The organism is Blastococcus sp. SYSU D00695 (assembly GCF_054050555.1).
The window spans coordinates 1-26,103 of record NZ_JBJGZP010000006.1; the positions used below are offsets into that span (position 1 = coordinate 1).

Annotated in this window: 24 protein-coding genes; 3 read left to right on the forward strand and 21 right to left on the reverse strand. The window is 74.8% G+C overall.

Annotated features, from left to right (window positions below; all coding sequences use genetic code 11):
• Positions 1-183: 183 nt before the first annotated feature.
• The 4 genes from ACI781_RS05630 to ACI781_RS05645 all read right to left on the reverse strand — a co-directional run bounded on the left by ACI781_RS05630 (position 184) and on the right by ACI781_RS05645 (position 4,294).
• Positions 184-1,611 (reverse strand): vWA domain-containing protein, encoded by a 1,428-nt coding sequence (locus ACI781_RS05630; protein WP_456565095.1) that lies wholly within the window; start codon positions 1,609-1,611, stop codon positions 184-186.
• On the reverse strand, positions 1,611-2,501 hold the full coding sequence (locus ACI781_RS05635) for an AAA family ATPase (protein WP_456565096.1): 891 nt from the start codon (positions 2,499-2,501) through the stop codon (positions 1,611-1,613). The genes ACI781_RS05630 and ACI781_RS05635 overlap by 1 nt, the downstream gene beginning before the upstream one ends.
• A gap of 29 nt (positions 2,502-2,530) precedes the next feature.
• Positions 2,531-3,784 carry a glutamate-5-semialdehyde dehydrogenase gene (locus ACI781_RS05640; RefSeq protein WP_456565097.1) on the reverse strand — a complete coding sequence of 418 codons (1,254 nt, stop codon included), beginning with the start codon at positions 3,782-3,784 and terminating at the stop codon, positions 2,531-2,533.
• A 75-nt stretch (positions 3,785-3,859) separates the two neighbouring features.
• Positions 3,860-4,294, reverse strand: a complete 435-nt coding sequence (locus ACI781_RS05645) for a MarR family winged helix-turn-helix transcriptional regulator (protein ID WP_456565098.1) — start codon at positions 4,292-4,294, stop codon at positions 3,860-3,862.
• A gap of 70 nt (positions 4,295-4,364) precedes the next feature.
• Here ACI781_RS05645 and ACI781_RS05650 point away from each other — a divergent pair, with 70 nt between their 5' ends.
• Entirely contained in the window at positions 4,365-5,024 is a 660-nt protein-coding gene (locus ACI781_RS05650) for a maleylpyruvate isomerase family mycothiol-dependent enzyme (protein WP_456565099.1), read from the forward strand.
• The gene (locus tag ACI781_RS05655; RefSeq protein ID WP_456565100.1) at positions 5,021-5,329 is read left to right on the forward strand and encodes a hypothetical protein; all 309 of its coding nucleotides are present in this window, start codon (positions 5,021-5,023) and stop codon (positions 5,327-5,329) included. The genes ACI781_RS05650 and ACI781_RS05655 overlap by 4 nt, the downstream gene beginning before the upstream one ends.
• Positions 5,330-5,335: 6 nt before the next feature.
• On the opposite strand, the gene ACI781_RS05660 is transcribed toward ACI781_RS05655, so the two are convergent.
• The 13 genes from ACI781_RS05660 to folC form a co-directional block, all read right to left on the reverse strand.
• Entirely contained in the window at positions 5,336-6,118 is a 783-nt protein-coding gene (locus tag ACI781_RS05660) for an isocitrate lyase/PEP mutase family protein (protein WP_456565101.1), read from the reverse strand.
• A 23-nt stretch (positions 6,119-6,141) separates the two neighbouring features.
• Positions 6,142-6,414: a hypothetical protein gene (locus ACI781_RS05665; RefSeq protein WP_456565102.1), complete on the reverse strand. Its 273-nt coding sequence runs from the start codon at positions 6,412-6,414 to the stop codon at positions 6,142-6,144.
• Between the two features lie 88 nt (positions 6,415-6,502).
• Positions 6,503-6,985 (reverse strand): peptide deformylase, encoded by a 483-nt coding sequence (def, locus tag ACI781_RS05670; RefSeq protein WP_456565103.1) that lies wholly within the window; start codon positions 6,983-6,985, stop codon positions 6,503-6,505.
• A gap of 12 nt (positions 6,986-6,997) precedes the next feature.
• Positions 6,998-8,134 carry a glutamate 5-kinase gene (gene proB, locus ACI781_RS05675; RefSeq protein WP_456565104.1) on the reverse strand — a complete coding sequence of 379 codons (1,137 nt, stop codon included), beginning with the start codon at positions 8,132-8,134 and terminating at the stop codon, positions 6,998-7,000.
• Positions 8,131-9,609, reverse strand: a complete 1,479-nt coding sequence (obgE, locus tag ACI781_RS05680; protein ID WP_456565105.1) for a GTPase ObgE — start codon at positions 9,607-9,609, stop codon at positions 8,131-8,133. The genes proB and obgE overlap by 4 nt, the downstream gene beginning before the upstream one ends.
• Before the next feature lie 109 nt (positions 9,610-9,718).
• On the reverse strand, positions 9,719-9,976 hold the full coding sequence (gene rpmA / locus ACI781_RS05685; RefSeq protein WP_113840870.1) for a 50S ribosomal protein L27: 258 nt from the start codon (positions 9,974-9,976) through the stop codon (positions 9,719-9,721).
• Between the two features lie 7 nt (positions 9,977-9,983).
• Complete coding sequence (gene rplU, locus ACI781_RS05690; RefSeq protein ID WP_456565106.1) at positions 9,984-10,295, reverse strand: 50S ribosomal protein L21; 312 nt, start codon at positions 10,293-10,295, stop codon at positions 9,984-9,986.
• A gap of 189 nt (positions 10,296-10,484) precedes the next feature.
• Positions 10,485-13,643, reverse strand: a complete 3,159-nt coding sequence (locus ACI781_RS05695) for an Rne/Rng family ribonuclease (RefSeq protein ID WP_456565107.1) — start codon at positions 13,641-13,643, stop codon at positions 10,485-10,487.
• Positions 13,644-13,904: 261 nt separating this feature from the next.
• The gene (locus ACI781_RS05700) at positions 13,905-14,672 is read right to left on the reverse strand and encodes a TIGR03936 family radical SAM-associated protein (protein ID WP_456565108.1); all 768 of its coding nucleotides are present in this window, start codon (positions 14,670-14,672) and stop codon (positions 13,905-13,907) included.
• Positions 14,673-14,674: 2 nt separating this feature from the next.
• Positions 14,675-16,603 (reverse strand): TIGR03960 family B12-binding radical SAM protein, encoded by a 1,929-nt coding sequence (locus ACI781_RS05705; protein ID WP_456565109.1) that lies wholly within the window; start codon positions 16,601-16,603, stop codon positions 14,675-14,677.
• A 191-nt stretch (positions 16,604-16,794) separates the two neighbouring features.
• On the reverse strand, positions 16,795-17,205 hold the full coding sequence (ndk, locus tag ACI781_RS05710; RefSeq protein WP_456565110.1) for a nucleoside-diphosphate kinase: 411 nt from the start codon (positions 17,203-17,205) through the stop codon (positions 16,795-16,797).
• 11 nt (positions 17,206-17,216) lie between these two features.
• A complete protein-coding gene (locus ACI781_RS05715; protein ID WP_456565111.1) occupies positions 17,217-17,624 on the reverse strand; it encodes a DUF4233 domain-containing protein in 408 nt (135 codons plus the stop codon).
• Positions 17,621-18,970, reverse strand: a complete 1,350-nt coding sequence (gene folC / locus ACI781_RS05720; RefSeq protein WP_456565112.1) for a bifunctional tetrahydrofolate synthase/dihydrofolate synthase — start codon at positions 18,968-18,970, stop codon at positions 17,621-17,623. The genes ACI781_RS05715 and folC overlap by 4 nt, the downstream gene beginning before the upstream one ends.
• Positions 18,971-19,012: 42 nt before the next feature.
• On the opposite strand from folC, the gene valS reads away from it, so the two are divergent.
• A complete protein-coding gene (gene valS / locus ACI781_RS05725; RefSeq protein ID WP_456565113.1) occupies positions 19,013-21,601 on the forward strand; it encodes a valine--tRNA ligase in 2,589 nt (862 codons plus the stop codon).
• A gap of 72 nt (positions 21,602-21,673) precedes the next feature.
• Here valS and ACI781_RS05730 read toward each other — a convergent pair whose 3' ends face one another.
• The 4 genes from ACI781_RS05730 to ACI781_RS05745 form a co-directional block, all read right to left on the reverse strand.
• Positions 21,674-22,609 carry an oxygenase MpaB family protein gene (locus ACI781_RS05730; protein ID WP_456565114.1) on the reverse strand — a complete coding sequence of 312 codons (936 nt, stop codon included), beginning with the start codon at positions 22,607-22,609 and terminating at the stop codon, positions 21,674-21,676.
• 127 nt (positions 22,610-22,736) lie between these two features.
• Entirely contained in the window at positions 22,737-23,654 is a 918-nt protein-coding gene (locus tag ACI781_RS05735; protein WP_456565115.1) for a DUF559 domain-containing protein, read from the reverse strand.
• Positions 23,655-23,868: 214 nt separating this feature from the next.
• Entirely contained in the window at positions 23,869-25,137 is a 1,269-nt protein-coding gene (gene clpX / locus ACI781_RS05740) for an ATP-dependent Clp protease ATP-binding subunit ClpX (protein WP_456565116.1), read from the reverse strand.
• 324 nt (positions 25,138-25,461) lie between these two features.
• The gene (locus ACI781_RS05745) at positions 25,462-26,097 is read right to left on the reverse strand and encodes an ATP-dependent Clp protease proteolytic subunit (protein WP_456565117.1); all 636 of its coding nucleotides are present in this window, start codon (positions 26,095-26,097) and stop codon (positions 25,462-25,464) included.
• Positions 26,098-26,103 lie beyond the last annotated feature (6 nt).

A 26,103-nucleotide genomic window follows, 5' to 3' on the forward strand; every position in this document is an offset into this window, starting at 1 on the left:
AGGACCCGGCACACCAGGACCCGGCACACCAGGACCCGGCACACCAGGACCCGGCACACCAGGACCCGGCACACCAGGACCCGGCACACCAGGACCCGGCACACCAGGACCCGGCACACCAGGACCCGGCACACCAGGACCCACCCCGAGGACTCGGCGCCCGAGGACCCGGCGCCCGCGAACTCAGAGCAGCGTGACGAAGTCGGCCAGCTGGGCCGCGTTGCGGCACTCGACCATGTCGACGACCTCGGCGTACTTCGGCGCCGCCGAGTCACCGGTCCCCCACAGCCGCCTCGGCTCGGGGTTCAGCCAGTGCGCCGACCGCGACCGGCGCACCAGGTCGGTGAGCACCGGAACCCCGGGCGGCCGGTAGTTGGTGCGGCCGTCGCCGAGCACCAGCAGCGAGGTCTTCGGCCCCACCACGGTCGGGTACCGGTCGGCGAACACCTCGAAGGCGTTGCCGTAGTCGCTGTGCCCCTCGAACGCGACGACGTCGGCCTCCCGGCCGATGCGGCGGACCGCGTCGGCCACGTCGGCTCCGGGCGAGAAGAAGCGCGTCACCTCGTCGGTGGCGTCGACGAAGGCGAACGCCCGCACCCCCGAGAAGTGCTCCCGCAGCGCCTGGGTCAGCATCAGCGTGAAGTGGCTGAACCCGGCCACCGACCCGCTGATGTCGCAGAGCACCACGAGCTCGGGCTTGTGCACCGTCCGGGGCCGGTGGTGGGTCACCACCGGCACCCCGCCGGTGGCCAGCGACGCGCGCACCGTCTTGCGGAAGTCCAGCCGGCCCTGGCGTCCCATCCGCCGGCGGGCCGACAGCCGCACGGCCAGCCGGCGCGCCAGCGGCGCCACCATGCGGCGCAGCTCCGCGAGGTCGGTCTGCTGGGCGTGCAGGAAGTCCACCTGGTCGGCCAGCGGCGTGATCGCGCTCCGGGCGATGCGCTCGCGGCCGCGGTCGTCGGCCTGCCGGCGGCGCACCTCGGTGTTGACGGCGTCCTTGAACGTCTGCAGCCGCGCCCGCAGCTCGCCGCGGGCCACCTGCTCGGCCAGGCCGCCGCGCTCCCCACCGGCGAGCAACCCCTCCAGCAGCTGCGCGACCAGCGTGTCCGGCGACAGCGCGCGCATCACGCGGTAGCTGAACCACTGCTGCCCCGACGCCGACGGCGCCGTCCGCCCCAGCGCGGCGACCGCGCGCCGGGCCAGGCGTGCCAGCTCCGCCTCGTCGTCCTCGGTGAGCAGCCGGGCGAGCTCCTCGCGCATCTCGGCCGCGACGTCCGGGGCGCCGTCGCCGCCCGGCGTCTCCAGCGTCACCGCCTCGCCGTCGGCGTCCTCGCCGTCCCCCTCCGCCGTGGCGACCGACCGGTCGCCCAGCGGCCACCACAGGTCGAACAGGGTGTCGTAGATCTGCCGCTGATTGCCGCGCTGCAGGAGCACCGCCGCAAGCCCGTGCCGCAGCTGCTCGCGGTCGAGCAGGTCGACCACGGTGAGGATCTCCGCGGCGTCGACGGCCTGGCTGATGCCGACGGGGATCCCGGCGTCGCGGATGGCGCGCACGAACCCGTCGAGGTGCCCGGCCAGCCCGCCCTGGGCCGACGGCGCCGCGGCGGTCATCAGTTGAGCCGCAGCTCGGCCGCGGCCCGCTCCTGGTCGCTGGCGTGCTTGAGCACGACGCCGAGCGTCTCGCCGATCGCCGACTCGTCGAGGGTGTCCAGTCCCAGCTCGAGCAGGGTCTGCGCCCAGTCGAGGGTCTCCGAGATCGACGGCGACTTCTTCAGCTCCAGCGCCCGCAGCGCCCGCACCGTGCGGACCAGCTGCTCGGCCAGGCCCGGCGCCAGGTCGGGCACCCGCGAGAGCACGATCTCCCGCTCCCGCTCGGCGCTCGGGTAGTCCAGGGCCAGGTACAGGCAGCGGCGCTTGAGCGCCTCCGACAGCTCCCGGGTGGCGTTGGAGGTGAGGACGACGGTGGGGCGGCGGGTGGCCACGACCGTGCCGAGCTCGGGGATAGTCACCTGGAAGTCGCTGAGCACCTCCAGCAGCAGCCCCTCGACCTCGACGTCGGCCTTGTCGGTCTCGTCGATGAGCAGCACGGTCGGCTCGGTGCGCCGGATCGCGGTCAGCAGCGGCCGCGCCAGCAGGAACTCCTCGCCGAAGATGTCGTCGTGGACGGTCTCCCAGTCCGCGCCCTCCGCCGACGCCTGAGACGCCTGGATGCGCAGCAGCTGCTTCTTGTAGTTCCACTCGTAGAGCGCCCGGGCCTCGTCGAGCCCCTCGTAGCACTGCAGGCGGATCAGCTCGGCGTCCGTCGAGGCCGCCAGCGCCTTGGCCAGCTCGGTCTTGCCGGTGCCGGCCGGCCCCTCGACCAGCAGCGGCTTGCCCAGCCGGTCGGCGAGGAAGACGGTCGTGGCGATCTGCTTGTCCGGCAGGTAGCCCGCCGACGACAGCCGCTTGGCGACGTCGGAGACCGAGGAGAACTGGGGCAGCTGTGTCGGCGGGCGGGGCATGGGGCTCCTGACGAGGACGGGGCGGGCGGTCAGCGGGTGTGACCGTCTCCGGTGACGACGTAGGTGGTCGACGTGAGCTCCGGCAGGCCGAGCGGCCCGCGGGCGTGCAGCTTCTGGGTGGAGATGCCGATCTCCGCGCCGAAGCCGAACTCGCCGCCGTCGGTGAAGCGGGTGGAGGCGTTGACCATGATCGCGGCGGCGTCGACGCCGGCGGTGAACTCGGCGATCGCGCGCGCGGAGTCGGCGACGATGGCCTCGGTGTGGCCGCTCCCCCACCGCGCGATGTGCTCCAGCGCGGCGGGCAGGTCGTCGACCACCCGCACGGCCATGTCCAGCGACAGGTACTCGGCGGCCCAGTCCTCGTCGGTCGCGGGGACGACGCTGCCCTCCGCGGCGCGCGTGGCGTCGTCGCCGTGCAGCGTCACCCCGGCCGAGCCGAGGGCCGACAGCAGCCGGGGCAGCGCCGGGAAGTCCCGGTGCACCAGCAGCGTCTCCGCGGAGTTGCAGACGCTGACCCGGTGGGTCTTGGAGTTGAGCACGATCGCCTCGGCCATCGCGGGGTCGGCCGAGGCGTCGACGTACACGTGCACGTTGCCGACACCGGTCTCGATGACCGGCACCTTCGCCTCGGTGACCACCCGCTGGATGAGCGACGCCCCGCCGCGCGGGATCACCACGTCGACGAAGCCGCGGGCGCCCAGCAGCTCGCCCACGGACGCGCGCTCGGCGGGCAGCAGCTCGACCGACCCGGCCGGCAGCCCGGCCTTCTCGGCGGCCTCGGTGAGGACGGCGACCAGCGCGGTGTTGGTCCGGAAGGCCGAGGCCGAGCCGCGCAGCAGCGCCGCGTTGCCGCTCTTCAGGCACAGGCCGGCGGCGTCGACGGTCACGTTGGGGCGGGCCTCGTAGACGATCCCGACGACGCCGAAGGGCACGCGGACCTGGCGCAGCTGCAGGCCGTTGGGCAGCCGGGACCCGCGGACGACGTCGCCCACCGGGTCCGGCAGCGCCACGAGCTCGCGCAGGGCGTCGGCGACCCCGGCGACCCGGCCGGCGTCCAGCCGCAGCCGGTCGAGCACCGACTCCGGCGTCCCCTCGGCGGCGGCGGCGGCGACGTCCTCGGCGTTGGCCGCCAGGATCTCGCTCGTCCGCTCGACCAGCGCGTCGGCCATCGCCGACAGGGCGGCGTCCTTGACGTCGGTCGGCAGCGTGCGCAGGACCCGGGAGGCGGCGCGGGCGCGCAGGGCGGCGGCCCCGATCAGCGGCAGGGATGCGACGTCGGACACGCCCGCGAGGGTAGCGCGGGCGGCGTTCGTCCCGGCTCCGCGGCAGGAGCGTGCGAGGCGTAGGGGGGCCTTCCCTCAGAGCCAGGGGTCGGTGACCTCGCGCAACCGGGTGAGGGCCTCGCGCAGGGCCCGGGTCGCGTCCGCTCCCAGGTGGGCGGTCCACTCGGCCTCGACCTCGACCTCGACCCGGCGCGCCACGGCGACGGCGGCGCGCCCGCGGTCGGCGAAGCAGACCAGCCGGGCCCGCCCGTCGGACGGGTCGGGCACCCGGTGCACGTAGCCGGCCCTCTCCAGCTGGTCGACGAGGAAGCCGGCGGTCTGCTTGGTGACCTGCGCCTGCTCGGCGAGGTCGGTCAGCCGCGTGCCGTGCTCCCCCACCCGTGCCGCGATGCGGCCCTGGGCGAGCGTGATGTCGTCGAACCCGGCCGCGGCGAGCGCCTGCAGGACCCGCGTCTCCAGCGCCCGGTAGGGGAAGAAGCAGAGCAGTCCCAGGTTGAGCTCGGTGGTCACACGGGCCCCTTGACGATGGTCAGACTCTCTGACGACACTGTCAGTCTAACTGACGATCCCGGGGGCGGCCGTGGACACCGACACGATCTGGCAGACCATCGACGCGGAGCGCGGGAGCCTCGCCGATGTGATCGAGGGCCTCTCGCCCGCCGAGTGGGCGACGCCGTCCCTCTGCGACGCCTGGCTGGTCGGCGACGTCGCCACCCACCTCACCCAGGCGCACATGGGCCTGCGCGACGCCGCCGTGGCCGCCGTCCGGGCGGGCGGCAGCTTCGACCGGATGATCCGCGACTCCGCCCTCCGCGCCCGCGGCCTCTCGCCGTCCGAGTGCGCCGCGCGGCTGCGGGCGATGGTCGGCTCCCGGCGGATGGCGCCGTTCCTCCGGCCGGTCCAGCCGCTGCTCGACGTCCTCGTGCACGGGCAGGACGTCACCGTCCCGCTCGGCCGCACCCGGCCCATGCCGGCGGCCGCGTCGGCTGTGGCGGCCCGCGCGGCCTGGGCGACGAGCTTCCCGTTCGGCGCCCGCCGGCGCCTGGCCGGCTACCGCCTCACCGCGGACGACGCCGACCTCGTCCTCGGCGACGGGGCCCCGGTGCACGGCCCCGCCGGCGCCGTCCTGCTGCTGGTCACCGGCCGCACGGCGGCGGCCCTGGAACGTCTCGGGGGCGACGGCGCCCGCGAGCTCGCGGCGGCGGGCGGTCGCCGCGACGGATCGAGGAGGGCGACATGACGTACGCGGTGACGACCGACGTCCCCGGGCTGCCGGCGGAGGTCTACGACGACGTGCACCGGCGGATGCTGGCGCGGGCCGGGGCGTCCCTCGACGGCCTGCTGGTGCACCTGGCCCGGCAGACCCCCGACGGGATGCAGGTGATCGAGGTGTGGCGGTCGCGGGAGGACTACGAACGCGCCGGACGGGAGGTCGTCGGGCCGGTGGTCGCCGAGGTGCTCGCCGGCGCCGAGCACCCGGCGGAGGTCGTCACGCCGTTCGACGTCCGCGGCCTCGTCCTGCCCGTCGGCGGGGTCGTCGTCTGAGCGCGCTCAGTTCAGCGCGCGCGTGCCGGGCGGGAGGACGCCGCCGGCGACCACCTCGGCGGCGGCGTCCTGCAGCGCGGTCAGCGCGACGCGCTGGGTGAACGGCCCGGTCGACACCCGCGCCACCCCGAGCTCCTGCATCTCGCGCGCGGACAGGGAGGCACCGGGGACGCTGATCAGGGTCAGCCGGTTGCGGCCCAGGCCGTCGACGACCGCGGCGATCTCCTCGCGGTCGACCAGCCGCGGCACGAACACCACCGGGGCGCCCGCCTCGAGGTAGGCCTTCCCGCGGCGGACCGCCTCGGCGACCAGCTCGCCGCGGTCGGCGCCCTCGGCGGCGCGCACGAACGTGTCGGTGCGGGCGTTGAGCACGAAGTCGATGCCGGCGTCGCGGCCCGCGCGCAGCACCGCCTCGACGGCGGCGACCGCCTCGTCCAGCGGCTTCATCTGGTCCTCGAGGTTCCCGCCCACCACGCCCGCGGCGATCGCCCGGCGCGCGGTCTCCCCCGCGTCGCCGTAGCCGGCCTCCATGTCCATGCTGACCGGCAGGTCCACCGCGGCGGCGATCCGGGCGACCATGTCCAGGTGCAGGTCGAGCGGGATGTTCTCGCCGTCCTCGTACCCGAAGGTCGACGCGATCCCGTGGCTGGCGGTGGCCAGCGCACGGACGCCGTCGGTGGCGGCGACCACCCGGGCGGAGACGACGTCCCACACGTTGGCGAGGACGAGGATCTCCGGCGCGTTGTGCAGCTCGAGGAGGGTGCGGGCGCGGCTGGCGAGGTCGGTCACCCCTCGACCGTACGGCCCCGCGGCTACGAGCGGAGCACCTCGTAGACGGTGACCGACACCGGCCCGGGTCGTTCCTCGTCGTGCCAGCCGATCTCGCGGGCGCGCCGCGCGATCGCCGCGTGCGCCGCCGTGATGGCCTCGCGGCTGTCGTAGAGGCCGACGGACAGGCCGTTGCCGGTCTCGGGGTCGCGGAGGTGGAACGTCTCGCGGACGCCGGGGACGGACCTCGCGGCCTCCAACACCCAGGACCGGTCGTCGGTCGGCATGGGTTCCCAGACGGCGACTCGAGCGAACACGACCGGCCTCCCGACGCACCGGGCGGCGGTCCCGCCGACCGCCGCCGACGGGTCAGTGTCGAGCCCGCGGCAGGCCGCCGGCAACGGGTCAGCGCGAGTTGAGTGCCCGCAGCGCCGTCTTGCGGGCGTCGCCGCTCAGCCGGTCGAGGAAGACCTTGCCGTCGAGGTGGTCCACCTCGTGCTGCAGGCAGCGGGCCATCAGGCCGCTGCCGGCCACCCGCACCGGCTCGCCGTGCACGTCGAACCCCTCGACGACGGCGTGCATCGCCCGGACGGTGGGCGCCCAGATGCCGGGGACGGACAGGCAGCCCTCGTCGCCGCCCTGGGTCTCCTCCGACACCTCGACCAGCCGCGGGTTGACCACGTGGCCGATGACGCCGTCGATGTTGTAGCTGAACGCGCGGGCGCTCACGCCGATCTGCGGGGCCGCCAGCCCGGCCCGGCCGGGGTGGTCGACGGTCTCCTCGAGGTCGCGGACGAGGGCGGCGAGCTCGCGGTCGAAGGCGCGGACCGGGTCGGCCGGGGTGCGCAGCACCGGGTCGCCGAGCTCGCGGATCGGGCGGATCGTCACGGTCAGAGTCTCTCAGGCACCCGGGACCGGCTCCGCGGCCCGGGGGCCGACCAGCACCATCTCGTCCCGGTGCACGACCTCCCGGCGGTACTCGGGGTCGAGCTCGCCGGTCTTGCGGCCGAACAGGGCGGGCAGCTCGGCGGCGTCGTAGGCCACCAGCCCGCGGGCCACGACGACGCCGTCGGGCCCGACCAGCTCGACCGGGTCGTCGGCGAGGAACTCCCCGGTGGCGCCGGTGACGCCCGCGGCCAGCAGCGAGGCCCCGCGCTCGCGGACGGCGCGCACCGCGCCGTCGTCCAGCAGCAGCCGCCCGCGCGGGCGGGTGGCGTAGCGCAGCCAGAACTGCCGGGCGGAGGGACGGCGCCCCGACGGGCGGAACAGCGTGCCCACCCGCTCCCCGGCCAGGGCCTGCGCGGCCTGCACGGTCGAGGTGACGACGACGGGCACCCCGGCGCGGGCGGCGATCAGCGCCGCCTCGACCTTGGTGGCCATGCCACCGGTGCCCACGCCGTTGCGCGAGGCCGAGCCGAGGGTGACCGCGGCGAGCTCGGCGGGGTCGGTGACGGTGTCGATCAGCTGCGCGGGCCCGGTGCGCGGGTCCCCGTCGTAGACGCCGTCGACGTCGGAGAGCAGCAGCAGCGCGTCGGCCTGCGCGACGTGGGCGACGAGCGCGGCGAGCCGGTCGTTGTCGCCGAAGCGGATCTCCTCGGTGGCGACCGTGTCGTTCTCGTTGACGATCGGCAGGACGCCCAGGGTGAGCAGCCGGTCGACGGTGCGGTGCGCGTTGCGGTAGTGGCTGCGCCGGGTGAGGTCGTCGGCGGTCAGCAGCACCTGGCCGACGGTCACGCCGTGCCGGTCGAAGGCGTCGGCGTAGGTCTGCACCAGCCGCAGCTGCCCGACGCTGGCCGCTGCCTGGGCGGTGGCCAGGTCCCGCGGCCGGCCCGTCACGCCCAGCGGCGCCAGGCCCGCGGCGATCGCGCCGGAGGAGACGAGGACGACCTCCCGGCCGGTGGCCCGGACGGTGCCCAGCACGTCGACCAGGGCGTGCAGCTTGGCCGTGTCCAGGCCGCCCGGCAGGGTGGTCAGCGACGACGAGCCGACCTTGACGACGACGCGGCGGGCGCCGGCGATCTCCGCCCGGGTGCTCACTCGGGGTCCCCGGGCAGCTCGTCGTCGGTCCAGGTCTCGGTGAGCTCGTAGGGCACCCGGCGGGCCTTCTTGGCGGCCAGCCGCTCGGCCGCGCGGACGCGGTGCGGGGCGTCGATGCGGGCGTCGGTGCCCCGGCCGCCGAGACCGGCGGTCTCCTCGACCGACAGGGTGCCGGCGGGCAGGGTCGGCACGAAGTCGAAGGTGACGTCGCCGATGGTGACCGCGTCGCCCTCGACGGCGCCGGCCTTCTCCAGCGCCTCCTCGACGCCGAGCCGGTTGAGCCGGTCGGCGAGGAAGCCGACGGCCTCGTCGTTGGTGAAGTCGGTCTGGCGGACCCAGCGCTCGGGCTTGACCCCGCGGACGACGAAGCCGCCGTCGTCGTCGTGCGCGACGGTGAAGCCGGTGTCGTCGACCGCCCGCGGGGTGAGGGTGACCCGCACGGCCTCGGGCTCCGGCAGCGATGCGCGGTGCTGCTCGACGGCCTCGGCCAGGGCGTAGCCGAGCTCGGTCAGCCCCTCGCCGGTGGCGGCGCTGATCGCGAACACCCGCAGGCCGCGCTCCTCCAGCGTCGCGCGGACCAGGTCGACCAGCTCCCGCGCGTCGGGCACGTCGATCTTGTTGAGGACGGCGATCCGGAGCCGGCCCACGAGGTCCAGCTCCTCGCCGGAGTACTCCTGCAGCTCGTGTTCGAGCGCCTCGATGTCGCTCTCGGGGTCGCGGCCGGGCTCCATCGTGGCCATGTCGACCACGTGCACCAGCACGGCGCAGCGCTCGATGTGGCGGAGGAACTCCAGACCCAGGCCCTTGCCGGCCGAGGCGCCCGGGATGAGCCCGGGGACGTCGGCCATCGTGAACGTGACGTCGCCGGCGCGGATCACGCCGAGGTTGGGCACGAGCGTGGTGAACGGGTAGTCGGCGATCTTCGGCCGGGCGGCGGACATCGCGGCGATCAGCGAGGACTTGCCGGCCGAGGGGAACCCGACCAGGCCCACGTCGGCGATGCTCTTGAGCTCGAAGACGGCGTCCAGCGACTCCCCGGGCTCCCCGAGCAGCGCGAAGCCGGGCGCCTTGCGCCGCGTGTTGGCCAGCGCGGCGTTGCCCAGCCCGCCCCGGCCGCCGTGGGCCAGGACGACGCGGGTGCCCGCGCCGACGAGGTCGGCGATGAACTCCCCGTCCGCGGTGCTGACGACGGTGCCGGGCGGGACGCGCAGCACGCGGTCCTCGCCCCGGGCCCCGTGCCGGTTGCTGCCCTCACCGGGGCGGCCGTTGCCGGCCTTCTGGTGCGGCCGGTGGTGGAAGTCGAGCAGCGTGTGCACGCTGGGGTCGACATCGAGGACGACGTCCCCGCCGTTGCCGCCGTTGCCACCGTCGGGGCCGCCGAGCGGCTTGAACTTCTCCCGGTGGATCGACGCCACGCCGTGCCCGCCGTTGCCGGCGGAGACGTGGATGACCGCGCGGTCGACGAAAGCGGCCATGTCCGCGCCGCCTCCTACCTACTCGTCAATGACGACGAGCGCACGGACCGACCGGCCCGTGCGCTCGTCGCGATGTCTCTGCCGGGCCCCGTCTGCGGGGCCCCGGGTGTCAGGCCTCGACGGCCGTGATGGAGACGGTCTTGCGACCACGGCGCGTGCCGAAGGTCACCGAGCCCGGCTCCAGGGCGAACAGCGTGTCGTCGCCACCGCGACCGACACCCAGACCCGGGTGGAAGTGGGTGCCGCGCTGGCGCACGATGATCTCGCCGGCCTTGACGACCTGGCCACCGAAGCGCTTCACGCCGAGGCGCTGGGCGTTCGAGTCGCGGCCGTTGCGGGAGGACGAGGCGCCCTTCTTGTGTGCCATGTCGTCGTCAGCCCTTCGTGATGTCGCGGACGACCACGTCGGTCAGCGGCTGACGGTGCCCCTGGCGCTTGTGGTAGCCGGTCTTGTTCTTGAACTTGTGGATGCGGATCTTCGGGCCCTTGCCGTGGCCGACGATCTCGCCGGTCACCGTGACGCCGGCCAGCGTGGCCGCGTCGCTGGTGACGGTGTCGCCGTCGACGAGCAGGAGCGCGGGCAGCGCGACGGTGTCGCCCGCCTCACCGGCCAGGCGGTTGACGGTGAAACGGTCGCCGACGGCCACCTTGTGCTGCCGGCCACCGGCCTTGACGACTGCGTACACCACTGACTCCTCGATCGCGTGCTCGTGTCTGTCCTGGGCGCACCACCGCGCGGGACGCGGGGTGCGGGACGGGCTGCACGCGCCTCCTCGGCGGCACCGGGATCGGTGCGCTGCCCGTGGCGGTGCAACCCGACCAGCGTACCCGAGCCGCCGGGACCGGGTCGAACGCGGTCCCGGCGGCCCGGCGGGTCAGGAGGCCGGCGGCCCGGCCGGCCGGCTGGCCGCCCGGCGGCGCCGCGGTCGGCCGCCCTCGACCACCGCGGGGGCGGCCGGCTCGTCGGGTCCGGCACCGGCGGGGACGTCGTCCTCGTCGGGCTCGTCCCCGGGCTGCTCGACCGGGGCCCCGGCGGCGGCCGGCGCCGCTCCCCCGGTCGCCGGCGTCGTCTCCGGGACCGGGGTCCCGGCGGCCGCGGCGGGGACCTCCGGCGCGACGCCGGGGGCGTCGGCCGGGCTCCCGTCGGCCGGGCTGGCGTCGGCGGGGGTCGCGTCGGTCGGGGTCGCGTCGGCCGGGGTGGCGTCGGCCGGGGTCGCGACGGCCGGGGTCGCCGTGCCCTCGTCCGGCCCGGCCTCGGGGATGCCCCGCGGCGCGGCGCCGTCGGTCTGGGTGGCGTCGGCCGGGGTCGCCGCGGCGTCGTCCGTCGCGGTGCCGCTGTCGGTCCCGGCCAGCACCGCGGCGTCCTCGGCCGCGCGCTCCTCGCCGGCCTGGCCGCGGTTGCGCCGGCCCCGGTTGCGCCGGCCGCCCGAGCGCGGCTCGCCGCCCTCGGCCGGCGGCTCCTCGGCCGTCGCCTCGCCCGCGGGCTCGGCTGGCGCCTCGCGCCGCTCGGACCGCTGGTCGCTCTTCTGGCCGCCCTGGGCCTGGTCGCGGCGCCCGCCGCCGGAGCCGTTGCCCCCGCCGGAGCCGTTGCCCCCGCCGGAGCCGTTGCCGCCACCGGACCCGCCGCCCGAGCCACCACGGCGCTTCTCGTCCACCGGGTCGGTGTGCACGAGGACACCCCGGCCGCGGCAGTGCTCGCACGGCTCGCTGAAGACCTCCAGCAGCCCCTGGCCGACCCGCTTGCGGGTCATCTGCACCAGGCCCAGCGACGTCACCTCGGCCACCTGGTGCTTGGTGCGGTCACGCCCCAGGCACTCGGTCAGCCGGCGCAGCACCAGGTCGCGGTTGCTCTCCAGGACCATGTCGATGAAGTCGATGACGATGATCCCGCCGATGTCGCGCAGCCGGAGCTGGCGGACGATCTCCTCCGCTGCCTCCATGTTGTTGCGCGTCACCGTCTGCTCGAGGTTGCCGCCCGAGCCGGTGAACTTGCCGGTGTTCACGTCGACGACGGTCATCGCCTCGGTGCGGTCGATGACCAGCGAGCCGCCCGAGGGCAGCCACACCTTGCGGTCCAGCGCCTTCACCAGCTGCTCGTCGATGCGCAGGTCGTGGAAGACGTCGCCCTCGCCGGTGTAGCGGGACAGGCGGCCGACCAGCTCCGGGGAGACGTGCGCGACGTAGGCCTCGACGGTGTCCCAGGCGTCGTCGCCCTGGACCACGAGGGAGGAAAAGTCCTCGTTGAACACGTCGCGGATGACCCGGATGGCGAGGTCGGGCTCGCCGTAGAGCAGCGCCGGCGCGCTCGAGGAGGTCTCGGCCTTCTTCTGGATGACGTCCCACTGCGCCTGCAGCCGGGCGACGTCGCGGGTCAGCTCCTCCTCCGAGGCGCCCTCCGCGGCGGTCCGGATGATCACACCGGCGTCCTCGGGGACGATCTTCTTGAGGATGTCCTTGAGCCGCTGGCGCTCGGTGTCGGGCAGCTTGCGGCTGATCCCGGTCATCGAGCCGCCGGGCACGTAGACCAGGAACCGGCCGGGCAGGTTGATCTGCTGGGTGAGGCGCGCGCCCTTGTGCCCGATCGGGTCCTTGGTGACCTGGACGAGCACCTTGTCGCCGGACTTCATCGCCGTCTCGATGGAGCGCTGCTTGCCCGACAGGCCGGCGGCGTCCCAGTTCACCTCGCCGGCGTACAGGACGGCGTTGCGCCCCTTGCCGATGTCGACGAACGCCGCCTCCATGCTGGGCAGCACGTTCTGCACCCGGCCGAGGTAGACGTTGCCGGCGAACGAGGTCGCCGAGGCCTGGGTGACGTAGTGCTCGACCAGGACGTCGTCCTCGAGGACGGCGATCTGGGTGCGCTCGCCGCGCTGGCGGATGACCATCGCGCGGTCGACGGCCTCGCGGCGGGCGAGGAACTCGGCCTCGGTGAGGATGGGCGCGCGGCGGCGGCCGCTGTCGCGCCCGTCCCGGCGGCGCTGGCGCTTGGCCTCCAGCCGGGTCGAGCCGGTGACGCCCTTGACGTCGTCGTCGCTGGTGGCCCGGCCGTTGCGGCCTGCCCGCTCGGGGCGGTCGTCGTCGGAGGACCGGGCCTCGCCGCCGGCCTCGCCCTCGCCGCCGCCCCGGCGACGCCGCCGCCGGCGCCGGCGGGTGCTCGAGCCGGAGCCGGCCTCGTCGCCGTCCTCGGACTCCTCGCCGTCCTCGGCCTCCTCGCCGTCCTCGTCGTCGGAGTCGGCCTGCTCGGTCCCGCGGCGGGGGCCCTCGGCGTCGCCCGCCTCGTCCTGGTCGGCGGTGTCCTCGCCGTCGTCCCCGTTGCGGCCCCGGCCGCGGCCCCGGCGCCCGCGGCGGCGACGGCGGCTGCCGGCGCCCTCCTCGCGGTCGTCGGTCTCGCGGTCGTCGGCCTCGGTGTCGTCGCCGTCGTCGGTGCCCTCCGCCTCGTCGTCCTCGGTGGCCTCCGGCGCGCCGGCCCCGGGCTCGCTCCCGCCACCACCGCGCCGCCGGGAGCGGCTGCGGCGGGAGCGGGGGGCGGGGGTCTCGTCGTCCTCGTCGGCCGGGCCGGTGTCGAGGTCCTCGGGCTCCTCGGGCGACTCGGCCAGCGTCCGGCGGCTGCGCCGGCGCGGAGCCGGGGCCTCGGTCTCGGGAGGGGCGACGAAGCTGATGAAGGCCGGGGCCGCGGGCGGGGCGGCGGGTGCCGGCTCGACGGAGTCGGGGTCGGCCGGGGCGGCCGGACGGGTGGCCCGGCGGCGGGGGCGGGCCACGACCGCGGTGGGCTCCGGGGAGCTGAACTGGGCGCCGAAGCGGGAGACCGCCTCGGGCTCGGGCTCGGGCTCCTCGGCGGGCAGCTCGGCCGCGCCGGGCGCCACGGCCTCGACGGCCTCGTCCTCGTCCGTCTCGTCCTCGAGCGCCGCGGCGGGCTCGGCCGCCTGCCCGGCGATCCCGGGCTCGGGCGCGGGTGCCGCGGTCTGCTCCGGCTGCCCGGCGCCGGGCGCCTCGGTGTCCCCGGTGGTGGTGGTGTCGTCGTCCTGGTCGGCCACGAAGGGCTCGCCTCCTGTGTGGTGCCCCCGGGCGCCGATCGCTACGGCGGCCGCGCAGGGGCACGGGTCGGGCGGGGCGGACGTCCCCACGGGTCTGACGCGGATCGCCCGCCCTGCGAAGTCTGTGGCCGGCTCCCCCACGACGGTTGCCGCGGTCGGGACCCGGTGGTGCGGTGGAGCTGGTCTGGCTGCGTGCTGCTGGCTCACGGGTGCGTCACGTCTGGCAGCCGTGTCGCGCGACGGCGCGGGGCGCTCCGCGGCTCAGACCGTCGCGCGCTCCCCCTGGCAGTGGGTGCGCGCGGGCCGGTCGGGCCCGAGCGGATCGGCCACCCTCCCGGTGTCGTCGAGCCGGCCCTGCGCCTCACGCACGGCCCGGGCGGGCGACGGCGGGCGCAGGTCGGCGACGGCAGCCAGGGCGGCCACCACGTCGTCTGGTCGAACGGCGGGCGTCACCTGCCGGACGACCACGGTCAGTATGGCACAACCCGGCTCCCCGGCCGCGGTCGCAGCGGCCACGGCGGCCCGGGCGTCGACGTCGCGGAGACCGTTCTTCGTGCGCCGTTCCACGGTCACCACGTCGCGGGCCAGGAAGCTGGCCAGCGCGGACGCGAGCTCCGCCGGCTCCACTCCGGGGAGCTCCAGCCGCCACACCGAGGCGTCGATCCGGTCGGCCAGCGACCCGGTCCCCTCCTGCGCCGCGACGCAGTCCACGACGTCCACCCCGGGCGGCAGCGCGGCGTCCAGGGCGACCCGGACGGCCTCCGGGTCGCACGGGCGGGTCAGCCCGATCTCGACGTACTCCGCCTCGCTGGCGGCGCCGGTGGGCGCCGCGCCGACGTAGCTGATCTTGGGGTGCGGCGTGAACCCGGCCGAGAACGCCATCGGCACCTGCGCGCGCCGCAACGCCCGCTCCAGGGCGCGCGCGAGGTCGCGGTGCGAGGCGAACCGGAGCGGGCCGCGCTTGGTGTAGCGCAGCCGGAGCTTCTGGACGGTCGGCGGGGGGGGCGGCCCGTCGGGCTGGCGGGCCACGCTCAGCGGCCCACGACGGTGAGCGGCAGCAGGCTGCGCCCGGTCGGCCCGATCTGGATCTCGGTGCCGTTGGTCGGGCAGACGCCGCAGTCGTAGCAGGGGGTCCAGCGGCAGTCGCTGACCTCCTGCTCGTCCAGCGCCTGCTGCCAGTCCTCCCAGAGCCACTCCTTGTCCAGCCCCGAGTCCAGGTGGTCCCAGGGCAGGACCTCGTGCTCACCGCGCTCGCGGGTGGTGAACCAGTCCAGGTCGACGCCGAACGCCGCCAGCTCCGCGGCCGCGGCCGCCGTCCACCGGTCGTAGGAGAAGTGCTCGCTCCAGCCGTCGAACCTCCCGCCGTCGCGCCACACGCGCTCGATGACCCGGCCGACGCGGCGGTCGCCGCGCGACAGCAGTCCCTCGATCACGCCGGGCTTGCCGTCGTGGTAGCGCATCCCGATCGACCGGCCGATCCGGCGGTCGGCGTTGATCGCCTGCCGCAGCACCCGCAGCCGGTGGTCGATGGTCTCGGCGCTGGCCTGGGCGGCCCACTGGAAGGGCGTGTGCGGCTTGGGCACGAACCCGCCGATCGAGACGGTGCAGCGGATGTCCTTGCGGCCGCTGGCCTCCCGGCCGGCGCGGATCACCTCGGTGGCGAGCTCGGCGATCTCCAGCACGTCCTCGTCGGTCTCCGTGGGGAGCCCGCACATGAAGTAGAGCTTCACCTGCGTCCAGCCGTTGGCGTAGGCGGTGGTGACCGTGCGGACGAGGTCCTCCTTGGACACCGTCTTGTTGATCACGCGCCGGATGCGCTCGCTGCCGCCCTCGGGGGCGAAGGTCAGACCGCTGCGCCGTCCGTTGCGGGACAGCTCGTTGGCCAGCGTGACGTTGAAGGCGTCCACGCGGGTGCTGGGCAGCGACAGGCCGGTGTTGGTGCCCTCGTAGCGGTCGGCGAGCTCCTTGGCGATCTGGCCGATCTCCGAGTGGTCGGCGCTGGACAGCGACAGCAGCCCGACCTCCTGGTACCCGGTCGCCTGCAGGCCCTGCTCGACCATCGAGCCGATGCCGGTGATGGTCCGCTCCCGCACCGGGCGGGTGATCATCCCGGCCTGGCAGAAGCGGCAGCCGCGGGTGCAGCCGCGGAAGATCTCGACGCTCATCCGCTCGTGCACGCTCTCGGCGAGCGGCACCAGCGGGGTCTTCGGGTACGGCCACTCGTCGAGGTCCATGACGGTGCGCTTGCCGACCCGGACCGGGACGTCGTCCCGGGTGCGGGTGACCGCGGCGATGGCGCCGTCGGGACCGTAGGAGACGGCGTAGAACCGGGGGACGTACACGCCCTCGACCCGGGCGAGGCGGGCGAGGAGCTCGACGCGGCCGCCGGGGCGGCCCTGCTCCTTCCACGCCTTGACGACGTCGGTGATGTCGCCGACGGCCTGCTCGCCGTCGCCGAGCACGGCGCAGTCGACGAAGTCGGCGATCGGCTCGGGGTTGAACGCGGCGTGCCCGCCGGCGACGACGACGGGGTGGCTCTCGTCGCGGTCGGCCGCGTGCAGCGGGACGCCGGCGAGGTCGAGCGCCTCGAGCAGGTTGGTGTAGCCGAGCTCGGTGGCGAAGCTGACCCCGAGCAGGTCGAAGTCGGCGACGGCGCGGTGGCTGTCGACGGTGAACTGGCCGACGCCGTGCTCGCGCATCAGGGCGGCCAGGTCGGGCCAGACGGCGTAGGTGCGCTCGGCGAGGGCGTCGGGACGCTCGTTGAGCACCTCGTAGAGGATCATGAGGCCCTGGTTGGGCAGCCCCACCTCGTAGGCGTCGGGGTACATCAGCGCCCAGTGCACGGCGACGTCCTCCCAGGGCTTCACCTGGGAGTTGAGCTCACCGCCGACGTACTGGATCGGCTTCTGGACCTGGGCCAGCAGGGGCTCCAGGCGGGGGTACAGCGTCTGACCACTCATGACCGGTCCAGGGTAGACGGCCCGAGCCCCCCACCTCTCCCCCGCGCACCCCTCGCCCCGGCCTCCGGCACGCCTCTCCGCCGTCCCGCCCTCCCACCGCCGAGATCGGCGATCTCGGCGGCATCAGCGTCTGACAGCGCCGAGATCGCCGATCTCGGCCCGGTGTGGGCGCGGAGAGGGGGCGGGCGGGGTCAGCCCAGGTCGGGGAAGAACAGGCCGATCTCGCGGGCGGCCGACTCCGGGGAGTCCGAGCCGTGCACGATGTTGGCCTGCACCTCGAGGGCGAAGTCGCCGCGGATCGTGCCCGGGGCGGCCTTCACCGGGTCGGTGGCGCCGGCCAGCGCCCGGAACGCCTCGATGGCGCGGGGGCCCTCGACGACCACGGCCAGCAGCGGGCCGCCGGTGATGAACTCGACCAGCGACGGGAAGAAGGGCCGCTCGCGGTGCTCGCCGTAGTGCTCCTCGGCCACCTCCCGCGACAGCGTGCGCAGCTCGGCGGCGACCAGGCGCAGGCCCTTGGCCTCCAGCCGGCTGATCACCTCGCCCACCAGGCCGCGGGCGACGCCGTCGGGCTTGACCAGGACAAGGGTGCGTTCCGTCACGGGGGCGGAGCCTACGGGGTGGGCTCCCCCGGCTGGTCGTCGTCCCGGCCGACGGGAGCGCCCGGTTCGCCGAAGGGCGAGCCCAGCAGCTCCTTGCGCACCTGCAGCAGGTACAGCCAGATGAGCAGGAAGATGCCGGCGACGAACCACATCACGCTGTTGAAGAGGCCGGTCAGCAGCAGCAGCACCTGCAGCACGGTGCCCGCCATCAGCCCCCAGGGCCGGCGCTGCAGCCCGCTGGCCAGGACCAGCGCGACCGCGAGCACCAGCAGCACGGTCAGCCGGAACGGCGTCAGCCCCTCGCCGCTCTGCGCGATCCCGCGCGGGACGAAGAGGACGGCGATGCCCTCGAGCACGAGGATGGCCGCCGCCGCACCGCGCAGCGCCCTGGCCGCCCGCACCGGGTCGGGGGCGGTCACGACCGGCCGCCGAGCAGGGTGCGCGCCTCGCCGGCGGTGATGACGCTGCCGGTGACGAGCACGCCGGAGCCGCCGAGCGCGTCGTCCGGACCGGCCTCGGCCAGCTCGATCGCCTCGGTGATCGCGTCGGGCAGCCGCGGGGAGACGCTGACCCGGTCGGTGCCGAAGACGTCGACGGCCAGCGCCCCCAGCTCGTCGGCCGGCATCGCGCGCGGCGAGGTGTGCTCGGTGACGACCAGTTCGGCGCACAGCGGCTCGAGCTCGGCGAGCATCCCGGCGACGTCCTTGCCGCGGACGCAGGCCACGACCCCGACGAGGCGGGTGAAGTCGAAGGACTCGCGGATGGCCTCGACGGTGGCGGCCATGCCGGCGGGGTTGTGCGCGGCGTCGACGAGCACCGACGGCGAGGTGCGCACCCGCTCCAGCCGGCCCGGCGAGCGGACGGCAGCGAAGGCCGCGCGGACGGTCTCGACGTCGATCGGGCCGGTGCTCGCGCCGGCGCCGAGGAAGGCCTCGACGGCGGCCAGCGCGGTGGCGGCGTTCTGCGCCTGGTGCGCGCCGAACAGCGGCAGGTAGACGTCCTCGTACTCCCCGCCCAGGCCCTGCAGCCGCAGCTGCTGCCCGCCGACGGCGACCTTCCGGTCGAGCACCCCGAACTCGGTGCCCTCGCGGGCGACGACGGCCTCCACCTCGACCGCGCGGCGCACCAGCGCGTCCAGCGCGCCCGGCTGCTGGCCGGCCAGCACGGCGATCGAGTCGGGCTTGATGATCCCGGCCTTCTCCCCGGCGATGGTGGCGACGTCGGGCCCCAGGTACTCGGCGTGGTCCAGGGCGACGGGGGTGACGACGGCGACCCGCGCGTCGACGACGTTCGTGGCGTCCCACCTCCCGCCCATGCCGACCTCGACGACGGCGACGTCGACCGGGGCGTCGGCGAACAGCGCGTAGGCGAGGCCGACGGTCACCTCGAAGAACGACAGCGGGTGCTCGGAGCCGGCGTCGACCATCTGCACGTAGGGCGCGATGTCCTCGTAGGTCTCCACGAACCGCTCGGCGCTGACCGGCTCGCCGTCGAGCACGACCCGCTCCCGCATCGACTGCAGGTGCGGGCTGGTGAACCGGCCGACGCGCAGGCCGAACCCGCGCAGCAGCTCGTCGACCATCCGCGCGGTCGTCGTCTTGCCGTTGGTGCCGGCCACCTGGATGACGGGGAACGCCCGGTGCGGGCTGCCCAGCAGGTCGACCAGGGCGTTGATGCGGGTCAGGGAGGGCTCGAGGCGGGTCTCGGGCCACCGCGCCAGCAGCTCCTGCTCGACCCGCGCCATGTCACCGGTGCTGCTGCTCATCCGCCCCAGGATGCCAGCCGGGCGGTTCCTAGGATGAAGGGCATGACCACCGACATCCGCACCCCGGACACCGCTGCCCCGGGAGCCGATGCCGGCGTACCCGAGAAGCCCACGCTGGACGGGCTCGAGGAGAAGTGGACGGCCCGCTGGGCCGCGGCGGACACCTACGCCTTCGACCGCGCGGCCGCGCTGGCCGCACCCCGCGAGCAGATCTGGTCGATCGACACCCCGCCGCCGACCGCGAGCGGGTCGCTGCACGTGGGGCACGTGTTCAGCTACACCCACACCGACATCGTCGCCCGCTACCAGCGGATGCGTGGCCGGCACGTGTTCTACCCGATGGGCTGGGACGACAACGGGCTGCCGACCGAGCGGCGGGTGCAGAACTACTACGGCGTGCGCTGCGACCCGTCGCTGCACTACGACCCGGACTTCACGCCGCCGGAGAAGCCGGGCAAGGACCAGCAGCCGGTCTCGCGCCGCAACTTCGTCGAGCTGTGCGAGCGGCTGACCGAGGAGGACGAGCGGGCCTTCGAGCAGCTGTGGCGGCGGGTGGGCCTGTCGGTCGACTGGAACATCGTCTACCGGACGATCTCGGAGTCCTCCCGGGCCACCGCGCAGCGGATGTTCCTGCACAACCTGGCCCGCGGCGAGGCCTACGCGCAGGAGGCGCCGACCCTCTGGGACGTCACGTTCCGCACCGCCGTCGCCCAGGCCGAGCTGGAGGACCGGGAGCGCCCCGGCGCCTACCACCGGGTCGCCTTCTCCGGGCAGGCCGGCCCGGTGTACATCGAGACGACCCGGCCCGAGCTGCTGCCGGCCTGCGTCGCGCTGGTCGCCCACCCCGACGACGAGCGCTACCAGCCGCTGTTCGGGCAGACCGTGCGCACGCCGCTGTTCGGGGTCGAGGTGCCCGTGGTCGCCCACCGGCTGGCCGAGCCGGACAAGGGCTCGGGCATCGCGATGATCTGCACCTTCGGTGACCTCAACGACGTCACCTGGTGGCGCGAGCTGCAGCTGCCCACCCGCGCGGTCATCGGCTGGGACGGCCGGTTCGTGGCCGACGCGCCCGACGGCGTGCCGGCCGACGTGTACGCCGAGCTCGCCGGGAAGACGTCGTTCAGCGCCCAGCAGCGGGTGGTGGAGATGCTGCGCGAGTCCGGCGACCTGGACGGCGAGCCGCGGGCGATCACGCACCCGGTGAAGTTCTTCGAGAAGGGCGAACGCCCGCTGGAGATCGTCACCACGCGGCAGTGGTACATCCGCAACGGCGGCCGCTCCCCCGAGCTGCGCGAGGCGCTGGTGGCCCGCGGCCGGGAGATCCAGTGGGTGCCCGACCACATGCGGCACCGCTACGAGAACTGGGTCGAGGGCCTCAACGGCGACTGGCTGATCAGCCGCCAGCGCTTCTTCGGCGTGCCGTTCCCGGTCTGGTACCGGCTGGACGCCTCCGGCGAGCCGGTCCACGACGAGCCGATCCTGGCGCCGGAGTCGTCGCTGCCCGTCGACCCGTCCTCCGACGTGCCGGAGGGCTACACCGAGGAGCAGCGCGGCGTGCCGGGCGGGTTCGTCGCCGATCCCGACGTCATGGACACCTGGGCGACGTCGTCGCTGTCGCCGCAGGTCGCCTCGGGCTGGGACACCGACCCGGAGCTGTTCGCGAAGGTCTTCCCGATGGACCAGCGGCCGCAGGCGCACGACATCATCCGCACCTGGCTGTTCTCCACCGTCGTCCGGTCGCACTTCGAGTTCGGGGCGGTGCCGTGGTCGCACGCGACGATCTCGGGCTTCGTCGTCGACCCCGACCGCAAGAAGATGTCGAAGTCCAAGGGCAACGTCGTCACCCCGATCGACGTGCTGGAGCGCTACGGCACCGACGCCGTCCGGTGGCGGGCCGCCGGGGCGCGCCCGGGCGCGGACTCGCCGTTCGACGAGGCGCAGATGAAGGTCGGCCGCCGGCTGGCCATGAAGATCCTCAACGTCGGCCGGTTCGTGCTGGGCCTGGGCGCCTCGTCCGCGCCGGGGGCCGACGCCGTCACCGAGCCGATCGACCGCGGCCTGCTGGCGGGTCTCGCGTCGGTGGTCACCGAGGCGACCGCCGCGCTGGAGGCGTTCAACTACACCCGCGCGCTCGAGGTGTCCGAGGCGTTCTTCTGGAGCTTCTGCGACGACTACGTCGAGCTGGTGAAGTCCCGGGCGTACGGCGACGACGACGCCGCCCGGTCGGCGCAGGCCACCCTGGCGCTGGCGCTGTCGGTGCAGCTGCGGCTGTTCGCCCCGGTGCTGCCGTTCGTCACCGAGGAGGTCTGGTCCTGGTGGCAGGCCGGCTCGGTGCACCGCGCGGCGTGGCCGGTCGCCTCCGAGCTGCCGTCCGGCGGGGACCCGGCGGTGGTCACCGTGGTCGCCGAGGCGCTGGCCGCCGTCCGCAAGGCCAAGTCCGAGGCGAAGCAGTCGATGCGGGCCGACGTCGAGTCCGCGACCGTGACCGCGCCCGCCGCGCAGGTCGAGCTCGTCGAGGCCGGGCGGGTCGACCTGGCCTCGGCCGGGCGGATCGCGTCGCTGTCGGTCGTGCCCGGCGACGGGCCGCTGTCGGTGGACGTCGTCCTGGCCCCGGTCGCCGCGGAGGGCTGACCCGCCGCTGAGCGTGTGCGCTGACGCCGCGGGATCGGACCGGTTCCGCGGCGTCAGCGCACACGGTCGGTCTCAGGCGGCGTCCTCCCGCGCCCAGGACGGCGCCGGGCCCAGGCCGAGCCGCCAGCGCGCCGCCTCCTCCGACGGGCTGTACCCGCCCAGCGTCAGGCGCAGCACGCGCAGCTGGGCGCGGGTGATGGCGAGCTGGCCGGTGCTCAGGGCGCTCCCGGTCCGGCCCGGCACCCCGGCGCAGGCGGCGACGGCCGGGGAGACGACGTGGGCCGCCGCGGCGGACAGGCCCCGGTAGACCAGCCGCTCGGGCGCGCTCAGACCGGGCGGGGCGGCGAGGAACTCTCGCAGGTGGTCGGGCACGGGCCGCAGCTGCGGGCGGTACCCGGCCAGCGCCTCGGCCAGCTCCGCCGCGGTGGCCGGCAGGTCCGTGGCGCCGAGCTCCCGGGCCGCGCGCGCCCACTCCCGCACGTAGGCGTCGGGCCAGGCGCGGCCGAAGCGCGGCGTCAGGTCGGTGCCGACCGCCTGCTGGGCGGCGAGGAAGGCGTCGGTGAAGGCCAGGTGCACCCAGCGCAGCAGCGCCGGGTCGGACGCGGAGTACGGGCGGCCGCGGATGCTCCCCCGGACCCGGGTGTGCATGCCGCGGACCCGGCTCGCCTCCCGCCCGGCGAGCTCGGCCGAGCCGAAGGTGCTCACCACCAGCCAGCGGGCGGTGCCGGCCAGCCGCTTCCACGGGTCCTCGCGGTAGGCCGAGTGCCGCTGGACGCCGGCCAGGGCGAGCGGGTGCGCGCCCTGGCCCAGCAGCGCCGCGACACCGCCGACGAGCGTGGACAGGTCGCCGTGCACCCGCCAGACGACGCCGTCCGGCTCGAACCAGCCGGGGCCGGTGCCGACCCGGGCGATGTCGCGCACCCAGTCGGGAGCCCCGGTCGGGTCACCGGAGACGCGGGCCCGGAACGCCTCCCGCGCCTGCTGGGGGAGGGAGGTCAGCAACCGCACCCCTCCGAATGTGCCACGCCGGATCGTGCCCCGCCGACCGCCGACCGCCGACCGCCGCCGACCGCCGACCGCCGACCGCCGCCGAGCGTGTGCGCTCAGGCCGAGGGATGGGGCCCGGAACGCGGCGTCAGCGCACACGGCCGGGGAGGAGGAGGCGGCGGCGCGCGTCGTGGACCATCCGGATCTCGCGCCGGCACTCGTCGGCGCGCTGCGTCATCCGCCGGAAGCCGAAGCGGAGCGTCTGCCAGCCGATGGTCGCGGCGAGGGCGTCGCGGCGGATGTCCCGCTCCCGCTGCTCCCGCGAGCCGTGGAAGGCCGCGCCGTCCATCTCGACCGCGAGGAGCACCTCCTCGTAGGCCGCGTCCAGCACGAACGACTCGCCCGCCACGGTGATCCGGTGCTGCTGCCGGAAGCGCGGCATGCCCGGCGCCCCGAGGACCTCGAGACACCCCCAGATCTCCAGCTCGCTCTGGCACCCGTCGGCGAGCAGGCCGACCAGCCGCACGAGCGCGGCCCGCCCGGGCAGGCAGGGACGGCGCTCGATCTCGGACAGCAGGTCGCGCGGGCCGCACATCCGCCGGCGGACGGCCGTGATGGTGGCCGCGCGCGCGTCCTGGCGGGCCGGGCCCCGGGCGCTCCCCCACACGTCGACCAGCGCTCGCTCGGGGCAGGAGACGGGCAGGCCCTCCACCCGGCGGATCGACGAGACCACGTCCCGGCTGCGGTGCAGGACGACACCTTGGCTGCCCCGACCGCTGCGGCGGACGTCGACGGTGAGGTGCACGGGCCCGACCGGGTCCGCGAGGCCCCACAGCGCGAGCGCCGACCCGTGGCTCACCACCCCGCCGCACGCCCGCACGGCCGCAGCGACCCGCACCCGCCAGTCACCGGCCACCGCCGGGAGGGCGTACACCTCCGGCTGCAGGCGGACGAGCCGGCCGGAGCCGACCCAGCGGGCCACCGTCCCCCGGTCGACCCGTGCGGTCAGCTCCTCCCAGGTGGCCCACCCGGAGGGTCCCACCACGCTCGCGATGTCGAGCGCCATGCGCCGACCCTGGGCGCTGCGCCGGGCCGGGTGGGGCGGGTGCAGGCAACTGTGGACGGCGGCGTGACTGTGGACGGCGGCGCGGCGAGCGTGTGCGCCCAGGCCGCGGAACCGGGCTCCTCTCGCGGCCTCAGCGCACACGCTCGGGCGGCCGCCGACGCAGACGAGCCCGCCCCCGGCAGTCGGGGACGGGCTCGTCGAGGAGTCCGGGTGGTTACGCCGACTTCTCGCGTGGGGTGCGGGTGGGCTTGCGGGGCACGATCGTCGGGTTGACGTGCTCCAGCACGACCTCCTTGGTGATCACCACGGAGGCGACGTCGTCCCGGCTGGGGACCTCGTACATGACCGACTGCAGCACCTCCTCCATGATCGCGCGGAGCCCGCGGGCGCCGGTGCCCCGGAGGATCGCCTGGTCGGCGATGGCCTCGAGCGCGTCGTCGGAGAACTCCAGGTCCACGCCGTCGAGCTCGAACAGCCGCCGGTACTGGCGCACCAGGGCGTTCTTGGGCTCGGTGAGGATGTTGATCAGCGCGTCGCGGTCGAGCTTCTGCACCGCGGTGATCACCGGGAGCCGGCCGATGAACTCGGGGATCATCCCGAACTTCAGCAGGTCCTCGGGCATGACCTCGGCGAAGGCGTTGGCCTCGTCGACCTCGCTCTTGCTGCGGATCTCGGCGCCGAAGCCCATGCCCTGCTTGCCGACCCGCTGCTCGATGACCTTCTCGAGCCCGGCGAACGCGCCGCCCACGATGAACAGCACGTTCGTCGTGTCGATCTGGATGAACTCCTGGTGCGGGTGCTTGCGGCCACCCTGCGGCGGCACCGACGCCGTCGTGCCCTCGAGGATCTTCAGCAGCGCCTGCTGCACGCCCTCGCCGGACACGTCGCGGGTGATCGACGGGTTCTCGCTCTTGCGGGCGATCTTGTCGACCTCGTCGATGTAGATGATGCCGGTCTCGGCGCGCTTCACGTCGTAGTCAGCGGCCTGGATGAGCTTGAGCAGGATGTTCTCGACGTCCTCGCCCACGTAGCCGGCCTCGGTGAGCGCGGTGGCGTCGGCGATGGCGAACGGGACGTTCAGCATCCGCGCCAGGGTCTGCGCCAGGTGGGTCTTGCCGCACCCGGTCGGGCCCATCAGCAGGATGTTGGACTTGGCGAGCTCGACGCCCTCGTCACGGCTGCCGCCGCCGGCCTGCACCCGCTTGTAGTGGTTGTAGACGGCCACGGCGAGCGCCCGCTTGGCGGTCTCCTGGCCGATCACGTACTGCCCGAGGAAGTCGTGGATCTCCCGGGGCTTGGGCAGCTCGTCGAACTTCAGGTCCGAGGACTCGGAGAGCTCTTCCTCGATGATCTCGTTGCAGAGGTCGATGCACTCGTCGCAGATGTAGACCCCGGGGCCAGCGATGAGCTTCTTGACCTGCTTCTGGCTCTTCCCGCAGAACGAGCACTTGAGCAGGTCACCGCTCTCACCGATTCGTGCCACCTGCTGACCTCCAGATCGGGTGGATCAGGCCCGTCGCCGTGCGGACCCGCTGTGTTGCCTGACTGCCCGTGCTCGCCCCCGCGGTGCGCCGCGAGGCTCTCCTCCCGGCGCTGCCGGCCGGGGATCGGGCGCTGGTCGACCGTACCCGCCGGGAACGACGCCCCGGGGGACCAACGCCCCCGTGCGCCGGACCCCGGAGGGCCGTTGTCGTCGCACTCGGCACTGGCGACCCCCTGTGCACTGCGCCCCCGGGAGGGGACTCCCCGACGGTACGGGCCGACGCCGCCGGACGCGACGGTTCGGCCCGTACCGGAGGGACGTGACTCAGGCGCTGGCGGGCAGGCTGTTGAGCTTGCGGCTCTGGATGACCTGGTCGACGAGGCCGTACTCCTTGGCCTCGGTCGCCGTGAGGATCTTGTCGCGGTCGATGTCGGCCCGGACCTGCTCCGCCGTCCGGCCGGTGTGCCGGGCGAGGATCTCCTCCATCTGCGTGCGCACCCGCTCGATCTCGGCGGCGTGGATCTCCAGGTCCGACACCTGGCCGCCGGCCTCGCCGGAGGGCTGGTGGATCAGCACGCGGGAGTAGGGCAGCGCCAGCCGCTTGCCGGGGGTGCCGGCGGCCAGCAGCACCGCGGCGGCCGAGGCGGCCTGGCCCATGCACACCGTCTGGATGTCCGGGCGGATGAACATCATCGTGTCGTAGATGGCCATCAGCGACGTGAACGAGCCGCCGGGCGAGTTGATGTAGATCGTGATGTCGCGGTCGGGGTCGGTGGACTCCAGCGTCAGCAGCTGGGCCATCACGTCGTTGGCCGAGGCGTCGTCGATCTGCACCCCGAGGAAGATGATCCGCTCCTCGAAGAGCTTGTTGTACGGGTTGCTCTCCTTCATGCCGTAGCTCGTCCGCTCCACGAAGGAGGGGAGGATGTAGCGGCTGGAGGGCAGCTGGAAACCGCTCATGGTCGT